A 20,427-nucleotide genomic window follows, 5' to 3' on the forward strand; every position below is an offset into this window, starting at 1 on the left:
ACAAAACTATCCGTGCTGCGCGTGTCTTTTGCAGCAATCGAAACCGGGCTGGCGGATGCGGCAAGACCTTCAGCGTCTGGAGCGCTGAGAAGGTCAAAGGTCTATTCCTCAGCGCGCAGAGCCTTCAAGAATTTATTGTAAATGCCGTAGGCTCAAGCAATAAACGTCAAGCTTTTCGAAAGCTTGATACTGGACGTAGTGACTCGGTAGCCTATCGCATTTGGAAACGCTTTCTTCTCGCACAAAGTCACATTCGCACGGCGCTTATACGATTGTGTGACCCGCCTCAGATCGTCTCTAATAACCCGGTTCGGCTCACCTTGGCGCATCTGCACGAAGCTTTTAAGCAGGATGATTCGCTTTGCTCTGTCGCAGCATACCAAGTCGCTTTTCAGACCTTCCTCATATAAGAATCAGCGCTCAAGAGTAAGCGCACAGCGATAGATCACATGCCAAGTTGTGAGTCGGCGATTGTGGCCCTAAGACGCATGCTTTTCGGTCTAAAGTCACCCTCGAAACATCGACATTGATCGCTTTAGTAGGTGCATACGAAATAGCATTTGATCGAATTGTCATCGTCCCCATCGCAAACATGCAAACGACAAGTCTTCAACAACACAATTCAACAATCGACGGCCCAAGTCGAACGCCTTAAGCTTATGGATTATCGCTTAAAGAATCGTCAAAACCTCTCGCATTCGAGTCTGCCATGGTTCCATCGATTAACATAAAAAGAACACTCGCGGCTTGGCCTTCACGAACAATCGCAGCATGCGCAATAGCTACGCCAAAAGAGGGCGATCACACCTAAAAAGCCGACCCTAAATTAAATGCGATCGCCCAACAGGGACCATCGCATTCTCTTTATCCCGAATAAATAGACCAGAGACGGAAAAGCCCAAGTACGTCGCACTCTCACAGTAGAGCGAGTGTCACTCTTCTCCAAACTTCATGACAATTCGGCCAAACGCCACAGAAACAGCCTCAAATCTCTACCGTCTCAATTCGGCCAAAAATGCGACCGCAATTCGGCCCGTAACAGCTATTGACGGATGATGCTCGAGTCATTACCGCTTGCAGCCGCATGAACTGCATCGAGCAATCAGATACTCAACTACCATTACCGGAGATTTAGGTTGAAAGAGTTGCTTAACTCACCCGGCCGGGAGAGTGGCGAGTCTTGCGAGCCGAGAGGGTGCGTTCGAATCATAGCCCGCTTCGCCAACAAGATTCATGTTTCGAATTACGAGAGCAACTTGCCTTTAGTGGCTGAGCAATTCGAAGATCTGTATTGTCCTGAGAAATCCGCATTTAATGAACAATTATCAACACAAACTGTTGCCATTGAGCTGCGTTCTAGCTCGTTCTTGAGCCCTGCAATCAGCTACTGCAAATTAGATTAGTAGCTGGTAATTCTGTAGAGAAAAACATTGAATAAATGCAAAGCTGGGGAGAAGGACCGTCCACAGCTCGCAGCCGTTTCACTCACTCGTTGCTATCTCTTACTTGGTGAACGGCAACTGACTCCTTTCCTGCTAATGCTTCAAAGAGCGTTCGTATTTTAGTCTATCAATTTCCACTCTCAGAGGATGACCGCTTGGTACTGGCTCCAAAATCATTTCTAAATCAACTCTTGAGGCAGGTGGAAATGGCAACGAAGCATTGTTTCTTGAAATGGAAAGAAATCCAAATAGAAGAAGCATAATCATTACCAATGCAAAGGCAAGATACCTCATTTTGCTAACCCCATGCAACAGCCAGCTACATTGTCGTGGCTAGGAGAATCAGAAGATCCCCTGGACACAAAGGGATCGATGCCGTGAGGACTTGAACGATCCGTAAACCAGCCAAATCGATGACGCATCGAGCTGCTATTTCCTTCTTTGTCATATATTCGAATTTCCTGCAACGCCCCCATCGCAGTAAATCTATTCGGCTTGACAGACATATTTGCTGTAAAATCTCCGAGCACAATTCGACGATTACATGAGGTGCCGCTGTACTCTGGGTCTAAATCATTTATTGATGGATTCGTATATGGGCCAGGTTTAAAACCTGTTTTCGTCGTACCATTGCCAGGCTCAATCAGATTGTACGGCCTGTCCCTACCTTCGGAAACTGCTTGCCACAATTCCCTTTCTTCAAAATCTACTATGCAGTCCCCTGGCTTAGTCTCGCAAACGTCAGCAGAAAGATAAAAGAGCCAGCCATTGTCTATGTGATTACTATTTTTTGAGCTAGCCTGGTATAAACCAGTCTTTCTAAAGTCTTCTTGGTATTGAATCTTAAAGCTCGATATAGCCTTATTTCTTTGATCTCGTTGTCCAGTTGCTAAGTTAGTATATGGAGTGGCACTCAAAAACACTAGATCGAGTTCGGGCACTACATCTCCTTCTGTATGGCGATACCACCTGCAAACTACACATTTCTCCCCATCTGGGTCAAGCCCGACTAGAACTTGCCCCCCAGTGAATGAATACAAATTTAGACCATCACTATAACCAACTATATCTCTTGACAGAAATCTTCCGCTATGCCCACTTACCCACCTTGCTCGGAAGTAATGCAAGCCGACGGTATGATCCCATTCGCGAGCGGTATAAGTGTACCTATTGCCATAAGCACTTGTAGCTATGACTGAGGCAGATGCGTTGAGCACTGTTGGCTGACCGTAAGCGGTATAGGCGTAGCGCTCTACCACGCCGCCGCTGGAGTTAGTCATAGCGTAGATCGAGTACTGCTGGTTGCGATGCTGCGCTAGTGCAACTTCTGAAGGCCAATCACTGGTGCTGATCAGCGATGAGGATGTGCAAGTGAAGTTGGCGACTGCGGACTCGTGTTGTGATGACTTGCTATTTGAGATTGACGCGTCAGATGACTTTGCCTGGAAAGAAAAAGAACCATTGAATGAAACAGTGGCGTTCAAATAAGTGGCATGATCCTGGTTGCATGCCAAAGCCGAATCGATAGTCGAGGTTGCTCGATGCGATGTGGGATTAACCGGAAGTAGTGTGGCTTGAGACTGCATGTCTGCCATTATAGAGCTGACAGTTGAGCGGTGGTGCGAGATGGGCGGGATATTTGGCAGAATTTTGAGGTGGATTTTTGGTGCGCATGCAAACCGTGGCCGAATCGGCCACGGCAGCAATTGTGACAAGCCGTTGGCTTGAAGAGGCAGGTGCCTCAAGGTCAATTGGCAAGTGGACGCGTAGGCGGCTCGCCCTCCCCGATCGCTCGTGGAACTCGCGGCCGACCCTCCCGCAAGCGAGAGGGTGAAGAAGAACGCGTACGCCTGGCGGCTGACGGTTAAACGAAGAAGGCGGAGTCGCTGAGCTACTGCTACTCAGCGAACGGAGTCGCTGAGCTACATACTACTCAGCGAACGGAGTCGCTGAGCTACTGCTACTCAGCGAACAAAGTCGCTGAGCTACTCAGCGGGCGGAGTTGCTGATTTGCCTTCGATATCAGGCTTGGCCGGATGCGTGGCGTCGTGCACTTTACGCAAACGATCGATGGTCACGTGCGTGTAGATCTGAGTCGTATTCAAATTCGCATGGCCCAGCAACGTTTGTAAACTTCTTAAGTCCGCGCCGTTCTCAAGCATCAACGTTGCGGTCGTGTGACGTATCACGTGGCACGCGCCGCTCTTGTGAATCCCCGCCTGATCCAAATAGTCTCGCACCATCTTCGAAGCTTGACCGGGCAGCAGCGGCTTGCCCGTGTTGCTCAAGAAGATTCGATCTGTTGGCAATGCCGCTGGCCCCAATCGCTTGCGACCATGACCGGCCAGCAACCAAGGACGCACATCGGCCAAATACTTTTCAAGCCACTGCAAGGCTCGCACACCAATCGGTACCACGCGATCCTTACGCCCCTTGCCCAAGCGGATCATCAACAACCGACGACTGCGATCAATGTCATAAACCCCAAGCGATAGTAGCTCCTGGCGACGAATCGCACTAGAGTAAAAGATCTCTAGCAAAGCTCGGTCACGGATGCCAAGCTCATCTTTCACATCAGGCTGATTGATTAACAGTTCGACCTCGGGCTCCGTTAAGTAATTCATGGGCAAGCGAACTTCACTCTTGGGCAGTTCCAAGCTTACCGCTGGATTGAATGGCAAGTGTAAGCGTCCACCACAACCAGTTGTTGGGGTTAGTTGGGTTGGCCTTGGGTTTGCTGGCGCTTGAGTTTGGCGGAGATGATCCTGCGGGCTCGCGTTATCTGCTTCCGGTCCGATTTAAAGCGGCTTTCCTTTGCCCGGTACTGGCGAATCGCTTCGGGATGCTCCTGCTTCCATACGTCCGGCAAAAGCTTTTCGTATTGAGTCTCGCCTGCTAGTACGCGATGCAAAATATCCTTCAAGTACTGCCAGATCATTCGCCTTTTTTTCACGGCGAGAGAAAAGAGAACCGCGAGAGGATGAATGAACAACTGTTTGAAGGCAACTCTGGCGAAACTCCCAACTCTTGCGGTGTATTCCTAGCATCTGAGCTCCCGTTCATTCGACTTTTTTCGCACCGCCAACCACTGTTGGCAAAGACATACGCATTCTGTATTCGCCATGCTCCAACCGTCATCGCCCCAACTGCGGTAGGCTTAAGCGTAAGAAATGGCTCGATACGATCCAGTCTTGGGAATTGGATACCAAGTACTATCACGTCGTCTTTACCGCGCCACACGAACTGACTGAGCTATTCGGAGGGGGGAATGCAAATGCATTAGGCACCTATCAGAGCTGCGAAGCAGCGGCATTTTCTAGCCTGGGGTGAAGCTGAGGAACGAAGCGGAACCCCAGGTAGCGTGGCCGATAGGCTTTTGAGCTGCGAAGCAGCGGCATTGGGAAAGCGAAGCTGGGCCTTGTGCCCAGTCTTCGCAATAGGATTGGTGCGCTAAGAGCAAACGCCTCACACTTACCGATCATTTTTGGTTGGCCGCTGAGCGGCCAACCGGAAAAGGGGTGGGGGTTGGCACGTGGCTTAGCACACCAATCCTGTTGCGACGCGTTGGGGCAAGCCCAACGGTCGCTCAGAGCTCGCGATCTCCGAACGTTGTGCCTTGGTCTTCTGTCTTTCTAATGCTCCCGGCTTGTCCGGGAGATTGTTACGTTTCTCGCTACATCCCTACGAACAAACGACCCCTCTACCACTAATGCTCCTGGCTTGCCCAGGAGATCGTTCCGTTTCTTGCTAAAGTCGTTACTGCAAAGCAAGAAGCCGAACGATCCACTGGACGAGCCGGTGGGATTCCCGTTATGGCGGACTCATTGCTGTAGCGAGAAACCCAACCAACCACTGGACAAGCCAGTGGGATTTGGATCGCGCTGCGGTGCATGCATCGACGCGAAGCGGGGCGATGCGCTCAGTCTTCGCCATGAGATTGTTGCGCTAAGAGAGACCGAATTTCTTAGGGCAGCAGAATCAGGGCAGTAGAATAGATTCCATGACCATTCTCCTGCCCCCATTCTCTTGCCCAGACCTCGAGCACTTGGTTCCCAACGCACGAGTTCCGGATCTCCTGCTCGCTGAATCATCGTTTACCAGGGGAACCCAGCGAGAATGTACTTGCAGCTCTGCGTCACTATGGCAAAGCGTACTTGTACGATGACTCGATTCCAAGATACGCGCGGCATGCGCTGGACAAGATCCTCGAATGCCGCTCCGGAGCGTATGGCTCCAGTTGGTTCCGCTGCGGCCAGTGTGATTCCAAACGCATTCTGTATTCGCCATGCTCCAATCGTCATTGCCCCAACTGCGGCTGGCTCAAGCGGAAGAAATGGCTCGATACGATCCAGTCCTGGGAGCTAGATACGAAGTACTATCACGTCGTCTTTACCGCGCCGCATGAACTGACCGAGCTATTCGGTGACAATGCGGCTGAGAGCTATAAGCTGTTCTTCCAGTGTGCGCAAAAGACGCTTCTAGAAACCTGCCAAGAAGCTTTTGGTTGCCGTCCTGGGATCTTGATGACCCTGCACACGTGGGGGCAAAGGATGCTGCCGCATGTTCACATCCACGTCATGATGACCGCTGGTGGTATCGATCTGGAGAGCCAACAGTGGACGGAGATCCCTTCCGATGCGCCGGCGATCCAGCCCAAGCGTCTGGCGGAAGCCTTTCGAAAGAAGTTCATCCGAGGGCTCAAGAGTCTCTTTCGACGTGGCAAGTTATTTCTGAAATCCACTGCAGAGCAATTAGAAGTTCCAGACGCTCAGTCGTTGGCAGAATGGTTAACACCGATCGCAGCCAGGAGCTGGGTCGCAGATGCTCAGCTCACTCCCGATGTACTGGCAACTAAACGACAATGCGCGGTCTACTTGTCGGAGTATGTACAAGGCACGGCCATCAGTGACCAGCGGATCGTCAGCGATGACGGACAAAGTGTTACGATCCGCTTGTGGAATTATCGTAAGGAGCAGTACGAGAAGGAATCGATGCCTGGCGGCGAGTTCGTGCGACGCTATCTGTGGCATATCGTTCCTAGAAGCGTTTATCGCATCCGTTATGCAGGCTTATTCCAAGCTCAAAACCGCAAAGCAAACATCCAGCAGACACGTGCCGCGCTGAACGCATTTAACCATCCGCGTTCAGATGATAATACGGACGATGTGAATATAGTTCGACATAAGTCACTACTGCAATCGAGCATTGAGGATGCAAGCAAGCTCATCGAAGAGAACCAATCGCCAACTGCCAATGTAGAAGTCGATGACCATGCGCCGCGATGCCAACAATGCGGAGCGGAGGGCATGAGCTTCCAAGAGTATCGCAGTCCCTGGCATACGCGTGGTGATATGGGAACAGTGTATTACTTGATCAGCTACTTCGCTGTTATCTGGACATCGCTGGACGATCGCGTGCGAGAGGTCTGCACCAAGGCACGCAAGAACATAAAGTTCAAGCAACTGAGTTTCGAAGATGCTCGGCTGCTTCGATCCGAAGCCAATATTTATTCAGCGTTCGATGTGAAGTTATTAACAGATGATGTTCGCGTCATTACTGCTTGCAGCCGCATGAGCTGCATCAATCAATCAGATACTCAACTACCATTACCGGAGATTTAAGTTGAAAGAGTTGCTTAACTCTCCCGGCCGGGAGAGTGGCGAGTCTTGCGAGCCGAGAGGGAGCGTACAAATCATAGCCCGCTTCGTCAACAAGATTCATGTTTCGAATTACGAGTACAACTTGCCTTTAGTGGCTGAGCAATTCGAAGATCTGTATTGTCCTGAGAAATCCGCATTTAATGAACAATCATCAACACAAACTGTGGCCATTGAGCTGCGTTCTAGCTCGTTCTTGAGCCCTGCAAACAGCTACTGCGAATTAGATTAGTAGCTGGTAATTCTGTAGAGAAAAACATTGAATAACTGCAAAGCTGGGGAGAAGGACCAGCTACAGCTTGCAGCCGTTTTAATCAATCGTTGCTATCTCTTACTTGGTGAACGGCTACACTCATAACCTATCCGTTTAAGTGAAGTTTTTTTCGAATAATTCTTGTAATAATCCAAGAAATTCAAGAAATCTTTCTCTTTCTAGAATTTGGCCAATACGATTTATTAATTCAAGCAAAAATTCGACCGGAAATATCGCCTCGTTAAACTCGCAATATTTTGCTCGTAAAATGATTGCCGATAGCAGACAGCACAACGCAGTAGGGCATTGTTTGGACGTGAAGTTCAGAGATTCCCATAGAAAATCATCAGAAAACAATGCCATAAAATCGTAAGCAGATATTGTGTCTGTAGTAAGCATCCTTTCGATCGCAAATTGAATTATTGCCGTTGTTCTGCCATCAACGAAGTTGATTAATCCATCGATAACACTATCGATTTCAGATTCGCTCATCTCCATCTCATAAGTTGCATGGCTGAAATACTTCGAGTTCTTGATCAGTATTGACAGTGCGGTCCTGAGGTCAATAACGTCATCAACTGCGATAATTCGCATCATTTTGTCAAGGACTTGCGACTGCTCCATCTGGTAGCACACCTATGTATAGCGAAGTACGAAAATGCACAATCCCTCGGTTTAAAATCGAGGTAGAAAGTCTGCTGAGTTGCAATTGTTTTGAATTGCAGTTAAGCAATTTCTATAATTCAAATATTGGCGCAAAGCATGTCCAACATGATTTCCACTAGGTGGGTATACAACATCGCAGCCTGAGACGATGTACGCTAGCCGCAAATTAGCCACATTGCTCCAACATGCCGCGTTCACCGATGCCTTGAAGCATCTTCCGAGCTGTTCAAAACAGCTTTTTTTTGCTGGACCAATTGGTTGGCAACTGCGGCATGGTAATTCTGCAAGTTTGTATGCTTTGTATCCAGCTTGACAGGCTACGTATAAAGCCGCCCTGGCAGCATCGTCCATCGCATCGACTAATTCGCGTATCCTCATTCCAACTGCGATTCTACATTCATCATCCTGAAAACATGCAAATAGTCCGAGTCCAAAACCTGCCGCGATTAACTCAGCTTCAGTCAGCACTGCTGCGCCGCCCAGTATGGGAATAAGTACAATGGGCACTCTGCCATCAGGGTCAAGGTAGAAGGATGGTCGTGACCTGCAATACTGATAAAGATTGTATTCGCCGCGATACTCAACCGGATCCCTTCCAGTGAATCTTCCGCTATGTCCGCTCATCCATCTTGCTCTAAAGTAGTGCAAGCCGACGGTATGATCCCACTCGCGAGCGGTGTAAGTGTAGCGGTTATCATGAGCGCTGGTAGCTATGACTGAGGCAGATGCGTTGAGTACCGTTGGCTGGCCGTAAGCGGTATAAGCGTAGCGCTCTATGACACTGCCGCTGGAATTGGTCATAGCGTAGATCGAATACTGTTGGTTGCGATGCTGCGCTAGTGCAACTTCTGAAGGCCAATCACTGAAGCTGATCAGCGATGAGGCTGTGCAAGTGAAGTTGGCGGCTGCGGACTCGTGTTGTGATGACTTGCTATTTGAGACTGACGCGTCAGATGACTTTGCCTGGAAAGAAAAAGAACCATTGAATGAAACAGTGTCGTTCAAATAGGTTGCACCTTGAGCACACAGCGCAGCCGAGTCGCTAATTGAGATTGCTCGACGCGATATGGGATTAACCGGAAGTGATGAGGCTTGAGACTGCATGATTGCCATTATAGAGCTGGCCGCCGGGTGGTGGTGCGAGATGGGCTGGATAATTGGCAGAATTTTGAGGTTGTCTGAGGGAGGTGCGCATGCAAACCGTGGCCGAATCGGCCACGGCAGCAATTGTGACAAGCCTTCGGCTTGAAGACCCAAGCGCCGCGAATGGTACTGAGTGAATCAATTGGCAAGTGGACGCGTAGGCGGCTCGCCCTCCCCGGTCGCTCGTGGAACTCGCGGCCGCCCCTCCCGCAAGCGAGAGGGTGAAGAAGAACGCGTACGCCTGGCGGCTGACGGGTAAACGAAGAAGGCGGAGTCGCTGGGCTACATATTACTCAGCGAACGGAGTTGCTGAGCTACTCAGCGGGTGGAGTTGCTGAGGTGCCTTCGACATCTGGTTTAGCCGGATGCGTTGCGTCGTGCACTTTACGCAAGCGATCGATGGTCACGTGCGTGTAGATCTGAGTCGTGTTCAAATTCGCATGGCCCAGCAACGTCTGTAAACTTCTTAAGTCAGCGCCGTTCTCAAGCATCAACGTTGCCGTCGTGTGACGAATCACATGGCACGCGCCGCTCTTGTGAATCGCTGATTGATCAACAGTTCGACCTCGGGCTCCGTTAAGTAGTTCATGGGTAAGCGAACTTCACTCTTTGGCAGTTCCAAGCTTACTGCTGGATTGAATGGCAAGTGACCCTTCAAACAAGCCCACTGCAACCAATGCGACAGGGGCAACCCCAGAACTGCGAAGCAGCGTCATTGCCAAATCGAAGCTGGGCCTTGCGCCCAGTCTTCGCCATGGGATTGGTGCGCTGAGGTAATCCTGACGCGCGCGCAAGTCCGATTGGGGCTTGCCCCGTCGGACACCGCATTGGAGTTCTAGACAGTGTGCCCAGCGAACTTAGCACACCAATCCTATTACGACGCGTTGGGGCAAGCCCAACGGTCGCTCAGGGCTCACCTTCACACAACAAATGGCACTGCTTCGCAGCTCAACGGATCGTTGGGCATCGGTACTTTGGGTTTGTACCCAAGGCTATTGAATGCCGCTGCCTTCGCAGTTCAAAGCCAAAAACCGAGAAACAGGCTCTGTTTCTAAACGCTGAAGTCGAGAGTTTTAAGGTAACGCTGAACGAACCCAAGTCGAACCTTGCCCCCGAAATTTTTGGCTGATTTCTCACAAGCCGAGCGGATTGCCATTTCCATCGGCCAACAAATCGAATCCCAGCCACGTGGCGACTCCCGGTAGGTCAGGCTCCATATTTCCGCTTGGGCTTGTCGAAGTGAACCTCGCCGTCAAAATAAGCGACTTTCAATTCGAACGAAGTGCCTCGGAAAGCTGAAAAGCATGTTTAAAGCGGTTGGAACGGACGTAAATTTCCCAAAACAGGAAGAGGAAGTTCTGCAGTTTTGGAAAGACCGAAAGATTTATGCCAAATCCCTTGAGGCACGTGCAGGCGGTGAACCCTTCGTTTTCTTTGAAGGCCCACCCACGGCCAATGGATTGCCCCATCCCGGCCACTGCTTGACTCGGGCAATCAAGGATCTTTTCCCACGTTATCGCACCATGTGCGGTTTCCATTGCACTCGCCGCGCCGGCTGGGACACCCACGGATTGCCGGTCGAAGTCGAGGTCTGCAAGGAACTGGGCATCCACAGCAAAGAAGAAATCGAAGCCTTCGGGATCGAACCCTTCATCCAGAAATGCCAACAAAGCGTTTGGCGCTACATGCAGGAATGGGAACGTCTAACGGAACGTATCGGCTTCTGGATCGACCTGTCCGAAGCCTACGTGACCTACCACAAAAGCTATATCGAATCAGTATGGTGGTCCCTCAAGAGTCTCTTCGATCGAGGCTTGCTGTACCGTGGACACAAGATCGTATGGTGGTGGGCTCAAGGCGGAACGGCCCTCAGCAGCGGTGAAGTAGGACAAGGTTATCGCGAGGTAGCGGATCCGAGCGTCTATGTGAAGTTTGCGATGGACGGCGAGTCCAACACCTCGCTACTGGTTTGGACGACGACGCCTTGGACGTTGCCAAGCAATCATTTTGCAGCAGTCCATAACGATCTACCGTACGCCTTTTGTACCGACGTCGAAAGCGGCGAGACTCTGATTGTCGCAGAGGCACTGGTCGCTGATATCGCGGAAAAATCGAAACGCGAACTTTCGGTGCAACGCGTTGTTCTGGGCAGCGAGTTGGTTGGGAAGACTTATCGTCCACCGTTTGGTTACTACTACGATTCGATCGGTCGCGATCAGGGGAAATTACTGGACGGAACAACGCTGCAGAAAGCTTGGCGCATCGTTCATGCCGACTTTGTGACTATCGACTCGGGAACTGGGGCTGTGCATATGGCTCCCGCATTTGGTGAAGCGGACTATGGCGTATTGATCGATCAGCAATCGCTCTTCGAACCGGCCGATGCACCCAAAATGATCTGTGCCGTAGGCCCTGATGGGCGATTTACCGACGTGGTGCCGGAATACCAAGGCCAGTGGGTCAAAGATGCCGACAAAGCGATCATTCGCCAGTTAAAAGACAGTAACATTCTGTTCTTGCATTCGCAGTATGTTCACGATTATCCGTTCTGCTGGCGTGCTAGCGAAGATCCATTGATTCAGTACCCTCGGGAAAGCTGGTTCATTCGTACCACGCAATTCCGCGATGCGATGATGGAGAACAACCAACAGATCGCTTGGCAACCGGAGCACATCCGCGATGGTCGCTTCGGTAACTTTTTGGAGAGCAATGTTGATTGGGCTCTGTCGCGAGAACGTTATTGGGGCACGCCGTTGCCGATTTGGGTCTGCCAATCAACAGGTAAAATGGAAGCGATCGGTAGCTACGAGGAACTGTTGGCTAAACCTGATATCGAAGGTACCGAAGTCTGGGCTAATGCAAAAGCAGCTAACCCAGAGTTGGTCGACGATTTAAAAGTGCATAAGCCGTATATTGATGCGGTCACTTATCAGTCCCCCTTCGATCCAAAAGCCCGCATGCAGCGCGTTACGGAAGTCATCGATTGCTGGTACGACAGCGGTGCCATGCCCTTTGCACAGTGGGGCTACCCGCATCAAAACCAAGAGCAGTTTCAGCAGCAGTTCCCGGCCGATTTTATCAGCGAAGCGATCGACCAGACGCGCGGCTGGTTTTACAGCCAACTGGCAATCAGCACGATGTTGTTTGGCCGATCGAACGAGCAGCTCAGCTCCCAAGCTTACCCACATCCGTTTCGCAATTGCATTGTCCTGGGGCTGATGCTGGCTGAATGGTATGAAAGTAAAGATGGCAAGCAGCGGTTCTTGAACGAAGACGAAGCGAAAGCTGCGTGCGGCAAGAATTATGTGGCCAAGACGGGCAAGATGAGCAAATCGCTAAGGAACTATCGCAGCCCAAACGAAATCTTTGATCGGTTTGGTGCTGACGCACTGCGATGGTACTTCTATGCGAATCAACCGCCATGGAATTCGATTCTGTATAGCGAGCGGGCGATCCGCGATAGTATCCCGGAATTCATGCTTCGACTTTGGAACGTGTTCAGCTTCTTCTCGATCTACGCAGAAATCGACAAGTTCGCAGGCCCTGCGGATATCGCCGCAAAGCTCGACCAACTGACGCCAGAAGAACTTGCACAGTCATCAAAGTATCGTCCGATCAATCAACGCGGTGAACTCGATCGTTGGATGACCAGCGAATTGTATGGTTGCGTGGAAGATGTGCGAGCTCGCATGGATCGTTACGACAGTTATGGAGCCTGCCAAGCGCTCAACGAACTGGTCGACGCGATGAGCAATTGGTATGTGCGGCGCAGTCGAAACCGTTACTGGGCTGAAGATACTCAATCGGTCGACAAGATCGATGCCTACTGGACGTTGTACGAGTGTTTAATAACCATCAGCAAACTGATCGCACCATTCACGCCATTTTTGGCAGAAGCGTTGTGGCGACACCTTACCGCCAGCGTTAGTTCGCAGGTTCGTGAAAGCGTGCACTTGTGCGACTATCCGAAATCCAATAGCAGCCTAGTCAATCGCGAGTTGTCGGTGCAGATGAAACTGCTACGCGAGATCGCTTCGCTGGGTAGATCAGCGCGCATGGAATCGCGGTTGAAGGTGCGTCAGCCACTTTCGCGCGTAGAGGTCACATTGGTCGATGCGACACATGCCCAATGGCTGAAGCAACACGATGAAATTGTCCGCGACGAATTGAACGTCAAAGAGATTCACTACGGCAGTGGCTCGAGTCCATACATCGAGTACGAAGTGTTACCGAACTTCCGTGCGCTGGGGCCCAAGGTGGGGCCTCTGCTGCCGAAGCTGAAGGCCGCGTTGGCCAACGTTGATGGAGCCAGCTTGCTGGAGCAGCTTACGTCCAAAGGCCATATCGAATTGGACTTGGAAGGCAAAGTGTTACAGCTTGATACCAACGAGCTGCAAGTTCGCTTGAAGGCCAAAGAGGGCTGGGCAGCGGCACAAGGAAAACAATGCGTCGTTGTGCTGGCAACGGAATTGACCGAGGAGCTGATCCAAGAAGGTTTTGCTCGCGATACGATTCGTTTGATTCAGGACCAACGCAAGAAGCAGGGATGCAACTTCACTGATCGGATTGCTATTAAGATGGTCACTTCAGAAGATGCGTTGCTCAAAGCCTTCAAGACTTTTGAAGCGATGATTCTATCGGAGACGTTGGGGGTTCGGTTAGACGTTGCATCGACGATTGACGCAGGAACGGAGCTTCACGAAGCGGAACTTGGTGAATTCACAATCCAGATGCAGATCAATCCGGTCTCATGAGCTGTTCATGAATACGGCTTTGAAAGTCCGCGACTCGCGAGGTGACTTCCGGATGACGCCTCGCGAGCTCTTCCAAGCATTCACAGAGTGCTTCGACGGCCGATTTGGCATCGGGCTGCTGGTGACGATAGTTGGCAAAGCACAGATTCAACAACTGAAGATCTGCCGAATCCGCGTCCAGCGACTGCAGCATCCCGATGACTTCAGCTAACAGGAAAGCGAGCCCAAGATGGCCCGATGCATCGCCCGGTATCGGTTCGTCCGAAATCATTCCTGACCAGATCGGGCCGAATGGATCTTGATCGACGTCTTCTAACCATTCGACAACTTCGTCGTTATCACCGGTTGCATTCTTTCGCTCGAAGGAATCGCACATCTCTTGGTACTCGCGTTGTTGTTCTTCCCATTCTGCACGCGATTCGTACAACGAAAATGCAAACTCATTGTCCAGTTCCAAGTGGTGACCATCAATACCCGTGAAAGCCGTACCAAAAGCACCTTCCGACATCATCATACAAATGGGACAGTCGCAGTCGAGCACATGCGAGTTCGGTTCAACTTCGTCGAGACCAGCAACGGGCACACCCATTCCACGTATGACGCGGCGACGACTGCAATCGATAATAAACCGCGGAGGCGAACCACCTTCATAAGGAGTATCCAACCACAAGCTTTTCGTTTCGCCGAAGTGATCGACTAATTGTTGCTCTCGCCCAGCGTGGTCCACCACGAGCTCATCAGCAAGATTCTTCTCGCACCACAACCAGCCAGCTCCGATCAACACACGGCAGAAATCATAATACATACATAGTTCTTCTCTGCCGAAAGGAGCTGTTTTAAAATTGGAAAAATCGCTTGGTAATCCAATCATCTCACGACAATCGTCGTATCGCCAACGTTGACCGTCGCATACTTTGTCTTGCCAGTTGACACCGCCGTGTAATAGTTGTCTTGGATGACGACCATCCAGATCGTTGCGTGGCGTCATCAGCCAGTCGCGATGGACAGCTACCGTGAATTCATAAAGTTTTTTGGGGTCGCTACTTATCCGGAATGCTTTCCATGCTTCCGAATCAGCGACCGTTAGAATTCGAGACGCAAGATCACGGAATAACGCTTCACCATACAAGAAATCACGATCCGTTTGCGGGATAACCAACGGTGTTTCGCGTGGTTGCAGAACCTGTTCGCACTGCGTCTGCGAATGCAGTTCCCACCACGGCGGCAAATGAATACTGACAGCCCAATGTTGATCTCCCTTCTCATCAGTCATCATAGAGTACATGTCATCACGCTCGATCGGACTATATCCAGGCCCTGTCAAGATCCGTTTCTGCACCATGTCGATGACGACCCAGTTATCATAGGGCTCGATGGCACCCAGTATTTGGTCTTTATCGATAATGGTCCACGGCAGACTGCCAGCGAATTCAGGAACGACGGGGCTGCGATATCGATCCCAACACAAAATCAAGTCATCTTGGTCACCCGGATCTTCGGAAGCTTGAGCGATCATCGTTAATGATGTGTCCACATCCAATCCGCTGAGCAAGTAGCATTTGTAGGGATCGATGACGACAACCGGAGCGACTGGGTATTCCATATTCATAATCGAGAGCACCTTTTGCGCGATAGACAGGAGGCACGTGAAAACCGTCGACAAATCACCGAGTCTTAGACGGTTATGATATCGCTTCTGTTCGGAAAAGTGAATTATATCTAAGGGAGCTCCGTCGGTTTGGTGGCCTGAACGCACTTTTTGCAGCCAACCAGGAATTGCCCAGCAGCCTAGGCCTTGCGCAAATAGTCGAGCACCAATCGAGAGAAATCAATTTGCAGTGTGCGTGCCAGTGCTTTCCAGCCAGGGACCGCGTTGACTTCAATCAACAGCAAGCGTCCGTCGCGAGCGGGCAGAAGGTCAACGCCTAACATGCCGCCACCTAGCGCTGCGGAGGCTTTCAACGCCATGTCCAGTTCCGCTGAACTAGGCTGGTACGGCATCGTACTTCCGCCTCGAGCGACATTAGTGCGCCAGTCGTTGCGGTTGACGCGCTTCATCGCAAACGCTTGATCGCCCAGCACAAAGATGCGCAAGTCAAAGTCATTGTGCGGAATGAACTCCTGTAGATAGATCACCGATTGATTGATCTCCAATGTTCCGAAAACTCGCCATGCAAGATCCGGACAACTTACGCGCATGATCCCGCGCCCTTCGCCTCCAAAGATCGGCTTGACCACCACATCGCCTTGCAATTGTTCAAAGGCTTCCAATGCTTGTTCGCGGCTCTGACACACGATGGTACGAGGGGTGGCAATGCCTTGGGCAGCCACAGTTGCCAAAGTTAGCCATTTGTCGATTGCGATTTCAAGCGTTCGGGGTTTGTTGAGCACTACGCATCCGGACATTGCCATCGCATGCAACGCGTTGACTCGGAAGATGACTTGTTCCAGCGAGCCCAGGGGCATCGAACGGACTAGCACGGCGTCTAAATCCGCAGCGTTAATGCGTGATTGGTCGACGACCAAGGAAGGTTGCGGCTGAACACCCGTTTGCATTTCGACGCATAAGTCGCGGTAAGACGCAATTTGAATCTTTTCATCGCGAGCCGCAGCCCGCTGGAGGTCTTTGGCATACCAACTGTTGGGCTGAGCAAGAATGGCAAGTCGAAATGTAATGATAAATCTCGGCAGGAGGTTGGACAGAAAAGTCGAAACGGTAGGATAATATAGTGAATGGTCGCGGTCGGCGGCTGTTTCTACTCCCACTTTTTCGTTATAGCAAGCCACGCAAGATGACCACCGCATTATTGGATACCCCGCTTCGCATAGGATCTCACGAGCTATCCAGCCGACTGATAGTGGGGACCGGCAAATACGACACCATGGATTTGATGCGTGACTCGTTGGTCGCTTCAGGGGCCACGTGCGTGACGGTCGCTGTGCGACGAGAACGACTGTACGATCGCTCTGGACAAAACATTTTGGATTTTCTCGATCCGAACGTCTACACGCTGTTGCCCAATACGGCCGGTTGTTACAACGCGAAAGACGCTTTGCGCGTCGCCCGCTTGGGCCGCGAGATTTTGAAAGCGTTAGGCAACCCAGGTGCCAACTGGGTCAAACTGGAAGTGCTTGGCGATAGCAAGACGTTGCTGCCAGATCCGATTGCAACCCTGCAGGCTTGTGAGCAGTTGGTGGAAGATGGCTTTGAAGTCCTAGCCTACACCAGCGATGATCCGATCATGGCGGTTCGTCTGAAGGCTGCCGGAGCGGCGGCGGTGATGCCCGCTGGTTCGCCGATTGGATCGGGGCAGGGCGTCTTGAATCCGAACAACATTCGCATCATCTTGGAGTATTTAAAGGACGGTGATGCAGCTTATCCCGTGATCGTCGATGCTGGTGTTGGCACCGCGAGCGACGTGGCGTTTGCGATGGAGTTGGGCGTCGACGGGATCTTGCTGAATACGGCTATCGCGCATGCCCGCGATCCAGTACAGATGGCCTACGCGATGAAGTACGCGTTAGAGGCCGGCCGGTTGGCTTACAAATCCGGCCGTATCCCCAAGCGAATTTATGCGCAGGCATCCAGTCCTGAAGAAGGCTTGATTACATCTCGGCCGTGGTAGTTGGCCGTACAACGAACTTCTAGTTCGTTGCGGATTTCGGTTTAGCCGATAGGCGTAAGCGTAAGCGATGTAGGCCGGAACAAGCAAAGCACTCCTCGCGCCGGAACATCGGTCGCTGAAGGTAGTCAACATTGGCAGTTGCCTTGGTTCGTTGCGGATTTGCTTTGCGCAGTTCCGGCAATAACCAATGCGACCTTGTTACCGGCCTACGCCGGCGCCGCTCGCCCATACCGCAGGAGGGCGACACACTGACACGCCAATCGATTCGGCAATTTTCGATATAATCATCTTTCTTGCGCCGAATTTTCGCGCCACGACGCACTAATATGATTGCTATGATCCAACCGTCGACAAATGCCGAAAACTCGCCGATTACGCTGCCGCTTTATGAGCGGATGAGCGATGGTGAACTACTGGCCTTGTACCAACGCGATGCTTCAGCACAACCGCAAATCTTGGAAGTGCTGATCGTTCGCCATGGCGGCTTGGTGCAAAGCGTTGTCAAGCGAGCAAGCGTCTGCCGCGAAGATGCCGAAGATTGCTTTCAAGCGACCTTTCTTGTATTGGTTCGATCCGTGGACAAAATTCGCAAATTGGACTCGCTACCCGCTTGGCTGTACGGCGTTGCGTATCGAGTCAGCAGTCGCATGAGAGCAGCGACCTTGCAACAACGGCGAACTGCGGCCAACGACAAAATTGACGTTCATCATCTACCCGCAAAGACCAACGAAGGCTTATACGCATCGCTGGAACTAGAACAACTGGACCGCGAACTACAACGACTGCCCGAATCACTTCGAGCCGTTATCGTCGAGCGTTACATGTTAGGCCATACCTTACAGGAAATCAGCGAACGGATGGAGTTGAGTTTGTCGGCCGTCGATGGCCGGCTGCGGCGTGCGCGAGCTTTGCTTCGCAATCGATTGCTCAGCCACGGCCTAAGCGTGACGGCGCTGCTGGCTTCATCCGCAGCAAGTGTGAAAGCTTTGGGAAGCGAGCCAGGGATGGTGGTCTTGCTTTTGCCAGAAATTCAATCGTCAGCGGCAACCACTTCCGCCCGCAGTACCTCTTCTATTCAAAAGATTGTAGAAAGCGAGTTATCCATGATCCATGCAAGCAAGTTTAGTGCTTTGAAGCTTACCCTCGTTGCAGCCACAGTCCTTGCTTGTGGTGGCTTCAGTGTGCTCTTGGCCCTGCAAAACGATGGTTCCAATGCACGAGAAGCTGGTGTCCAAACGTTGGCGATCCAGACCTCTGCTGCCGAACCAAGCAATCAGGTCCGCTCCGATGTGCCACTGGAGTTTTTCTCACAGGCGCCGACGATTGCGGCAAATGCGGATAAAGATACTTCCGATCCGTTTGGTGAGCCGACTGCGACAACGGCCGAGCCTGTCGCGGGCAATCTCTCCAGCGAGGAGGTGCTAAGGCTGCCCAGGTCCAAGCTCTTTGAACATAAAATGCAACTGGAACTCGCTCAAGAGCGTCGCGTGGAAGCATTGCTGATCACAACAGAGCTATCGCCCGATTTTAGTAACGTGCCCTTACGAGCAGCGGTGGCGGAGCTGAGCGACCATTCAGGCATTCCGATGCTGTTTGACGAGCGCGCGCTGGAGAGCGGCATTTCGTCACCTGATGATCCTGTTACTTTGCAAGGGGTCGGTGGGCTTCGGCTGGGTAGCGTGCTGGATGAGTTGCTGAATCCACTGGAGCTTATCTATGTCATTAAAGAGAATCGGTTGGTGATTACGACGATTGATGAAGCCCAACCTACTCTACGTTCCTATTCGGTCGAAACAACCGCGGAAACACTTCAGACGTTAGAGTTGCTCGTACCTGAAATATTGGAAGACGGAAGAAAGTATCACGCACTCGATACAAAATTGATCGTATTGGCGGAAGAACAAGTGCATCGACGCATTCAACGCTTCTTGCTGATGCTCCGCGAGTGAGTGTCCCTCGCCGGTGCATACGAAGGTAGTAGGCACTCTCCGAGTGCCGTCCGCAACCATCATTCGCTGGGGTTGTTTAACCACGTTGGGCAGCGCCCCGGGTTTTCGGTTGCAGAAACGCGGCCCGTTGGGCTCGCGGTTAAACGACGACGGCCCGGTTTGACCTGTGGGCGGCCCGGGCACCGTAAGAACCAAAGTGCGAACACACTACTTCGGCGCGATGGTGCACAGCATGCGTTTGCCTTGTTGAGATGGCGGTTGTTCGACCTTGCCATACTCATTCAATTCTTCGATCACGCTTTCCATGACTCGGCGACCTTCGTCGATGTGAGCCATTTCGCGACCGCGGAACAGAACGGACACTTGCACTTTATCTTTGTGTTTAAGAAACCCGATCGCTTGGCGGATCTTCGTCTCTACGTCGTGGTCACCGGTCTTGGGACGCAGACGAATTTCCTTCGTTTTGGTTTGGTGGGTATGACCGCCGGTTTTCTTGCTGCGTTCATACTTGAATTTGCCGTAATCCATGATTCGGCAAACGGGAGGTTTGACATCGGGTGCAACTTCGACAAGGTCCAAGCCAACATCGCGCGCTTGTTGCAACGCTTGTTCTGTGGGGATGATCCCCAATTGAGCTCCGTCAGGACCAATAACCCGCACAGGAGAGATTCGAATCTGTTGATTGATTCGTGTTTGATTTCTATCGTTCGACATACCCTCGTTTGACTGAAGAAAGCACTAAAACCCGCGTAAATCGCTCAGGCCAAGCCGTACAAAAAAAGTTTTGTGCGGCCCCAAAAAAACTCTAAGGCAGCCTTCGTCCGCGGCAGTCTGGTTAACCTAAAGCCTGCCTGGAGTCGAAAACTCAACCTTAACGTTACAGCAATATAGCTGGTTGTTACTCGCAAAAGCAAGATTTCTTACGGCAATTACCGCA

General features: G+C 51.4%; 13 protein-coding genes and 1 pseudogene. 5 read left to right on the forward strand and 9 right to left on the reverse strand.

The window, feature by feature from the left end; genetic code table 11:
- Positions 1-1,732: 1,732 nt before the first annotated feature.
- From SH302x_RS20720 to SH302x_RS20730, 3 genes are all read right to left on the reverse strand, one after another.
- Positions 1,733-3,028 (reverse strand): RHS repeat domain-containing protein, encoded by a 1,296-nt coding sequence (locus tag SH302x_RS20720; RefSeq protein WP_479364554.1) that lies wholly within the window; start codon positions 3,026-3,028, stop codon positions 1,733-1,735.
- 399 nt (positions 3,029-3,427) lie between these two features.
- Positions 3,428-4,123: a tyrosine-type recombinase/integrase gene (locus SH302x_RS20725; protein ID WP_479364555.1), complete on the reverse strand. Its 696-nt coding sequence runs from the start codon at positions 4,121-4,123 to the stop codon at positions 3,428-3,430.
- 32 nt (positions 4,124-4,155) lie between these two features.
- Entirely contained in the window at positions 4,156-4,380 is a 225-nt protein-coding gene (locus SH302x_RS20730) for a hypothetical protein (protein ID WP_479364557.1), read from the reverse strand.
- Positions 4,381-4,553: 173 nt separating this feature from the next.
- On the opposite strand from SH302x_RS20730, the gene SH302x_RS20735 reads away from it, so the two are divergent.
- Entirely contained in the window at positions 4,554-4,772 is a 219-nt protein-coding gene (locus SH302x_RS20735; protein WP_479369295.1) for a transposase zinc-binding domain-containing protein, read from the forward strand.
- Positions 4,773-5,572: 800 nt separating this feature from the next.
- Positions 5,573-7,063, forward strand: coding sequence for an IS91 family transposase (locus tag SH302x_RS20740; protein ID WP_479369296.1), 1,491 nt, complete (start codon positions 5,573-5,575; stop codon positions 7,061-7,063).
- 403 nt (positions 7,064-7,466) lie between these two features.
- Here the strand turns inward: SH302x_RS20740 and SH302x_RS20745 are convergent, their stop codons facing one another.
- The 3 genes and pseudogenes from SH302x_RS20745 to SH302x_RS20755 all read right to left on the reverse strand — a co-directional run.
- On the reverse strand, positions 7,467-7,949 hold the full coding sequence (locus SH302x_RS20745) for a hypothetical protein (protein WP_479364559.1): 483 nt from the start codon (positions 7,947-7,949) through the stop codon (positions 7,467-7,469).
- A 78-nt stretch (positions 7,950-8,027) separates the two neighbouring features.
- Positions 8,028-9,122, reverse strand: coding sequence for an RHS repeat domain-containing protein (locus SH302x_RS20750; RefSeq protein WP_479364561.1), 1,095 nt, complete (start codon positions 9,120-9,122; stop codon positions 8,028-8,030).
- A 353-nt stretch (positions 9,123-9,475) separates the two neighbouring features.
- Positions 9,476-9,721: pseudogene (locus tag SH302x_RS20755) on the reverse strand (tyrosine-type recombinase/integrase); the annotation flags it as partial.
- A 744-nt stretch (positions 9,722-10,465) separates the two neighbouring features.
- Between SH302x_RS20755 and ileS the strand changes: the two are divergent.
- Entirely contained in the window at positions 10,466-13,915 is a 3,450-nt protein-coding gene (gene ileS / locus SH302x_RS20760) for an isoleucine--tRNA ligase (RefSeq protein WP_479364563.1), read from the forward strand.
- On the opposite strand, the gene SH302x_RS20765 is transcribed toward ileS, so the two are convergent.
- Complete coding sequence (locus SH302x_RS20765; RefSeq protein ID WP_479364564.1) at positions 13,899-15,524, reverse strand: hypothetical protein; 1,626 nt, start codon at positions 15,522-15,524, stop codon at positions 13,899-13,901. The genes ileS and SH302x_RS20765 overlap by 17 nt on opposite strands.
- Positions 15,525-15,703: 179 nt before the next feature.
- Complete coding sequence (locus SH302x_RS20770) at positions 15,704-16,720, reverse strand: ATP-grasp domain-containing protein (RefSeq protein WP_479364565.1); 1,017 nt, start codon at positions 16,718-16,720, stop codon at positions 15,704-15,706.
- Between SH302x_RS20770 and SH302x_RS20775 the strand changes: the two genes are divergently transcribed.
- Complete coding sequence (locus SH302x_RS20775; RefSeq protein WP_479364566.1) at positions 16,708-17,541, forward strand: thiazole synthase; 834 nt, start codon at positions 16,708-16,710, stop codon at positions 17,539-17,541. The two genes, SH302x_RS20770 and SH302x_RS20775, sit on opposite strands and share 13 nt — an antisense overlap.
- Before the next feature lie 326 nt (positions 17,542-17,867).
- On the forward strand, positions 17,868-19,490 hold the full coding sequence (locus tag SH302x_RS20780) for an RNA polymerase sigma factor (protein WP_479364567.1): 1,623 nt from the start codon (positions 17,868-17,870) through the stop codon (positions 19,488-19,490).
- A 207-nt stretch (positions 19,491-19,697) separates the two neighbouring features.
- On the opposite strand, the gene infC is transcribed toward SH302x_RS20780, so the two are convergent.
- Positions 19,698-20,204, reverse strand: coding sequence for a translation initiation factor IF-3 (infC, locus tag SH302x_RS20785; protein ID WP_479364568.1), 507 nt, complete (start codon positions 20,202-20,204; stop codon positions 19,698-19,700).
- Positions 20,205-20,427: the final 223 nt, after the last annotated feature.

Source organism: Njordella calcicola, from assembly GCF_056494125.1.

Bases quoted from the DNA above. Each gene is read 5' to 3' on its own strand.
- SH302x_RS20720 (WP_479364554.1), bottom strand. From the start codon at position 3,028: ATGCAGTCTCAAGCCACACTACTTCCGGTTAATCCCACATCGCATCGA.
- SH302x_RS20730 (WP_479364557.1), bottom strand. From the start codon at position 4,380: ATGATCTGGCAGTACTTGAAGGATATTTTGCATCGCGTACTAGCAGGC.
- SH302x_RS20745 (WP_479364559.1), bottom strand. From the start codon at position 7,949: ATGATGCGAATTATCGCAGTTGATGACGTTATTGACCTCAGGACCGCA.
- SH302x_RS20750 (WP_479364561.1), bottom strand. From the start codon at position 9,122: ATGCAGTCTCAAGCCTCATCACTTCCGGTTAATCCCATATCGCGTCGA.
- ileS (WP_479364563.1), top strand. From the start codon at position 10,466: ATGTTTAAAGCGGTTGGAACGGACGTAAATTTCCCAAAACAGGAAGAG.
- SH302x_RS20765 (WP_479364564.1), bottom strand. From the start codon at position 15,524: ATGAATATGGAATACCCAGTCGCTCCGGTTGTCGTCATCGATCCCTAC.
- SH302x_RS20775 (WP_479364566.1), top strand. From the start codon at position 16,708: ATGACCACCGCATTATTGGATACCCCGCTTCGCATAGGATCTCACGAG.
- SH302x_RS20770 (WP_479364565.1), bottom strand. From the start codon at position 16,720: ATGCGGTGGTCATCTTGCGTGGCTTGCTATAACGAAAAAGTGGGAGTA.
- SH302x_RS20780 (WP_479364567.1), top strand. From the start codon at position 17,868: ATGATTGCTATGATCCAACCGTCGACAAATGCCGAAAACTCGCCGATT.
- infC (WP_479364568.1), bottom strand. From the start codon at position 20,204: ATGTCGAACGATAGAAATCAAACACGAATCAATCAACAGATTCGAATC.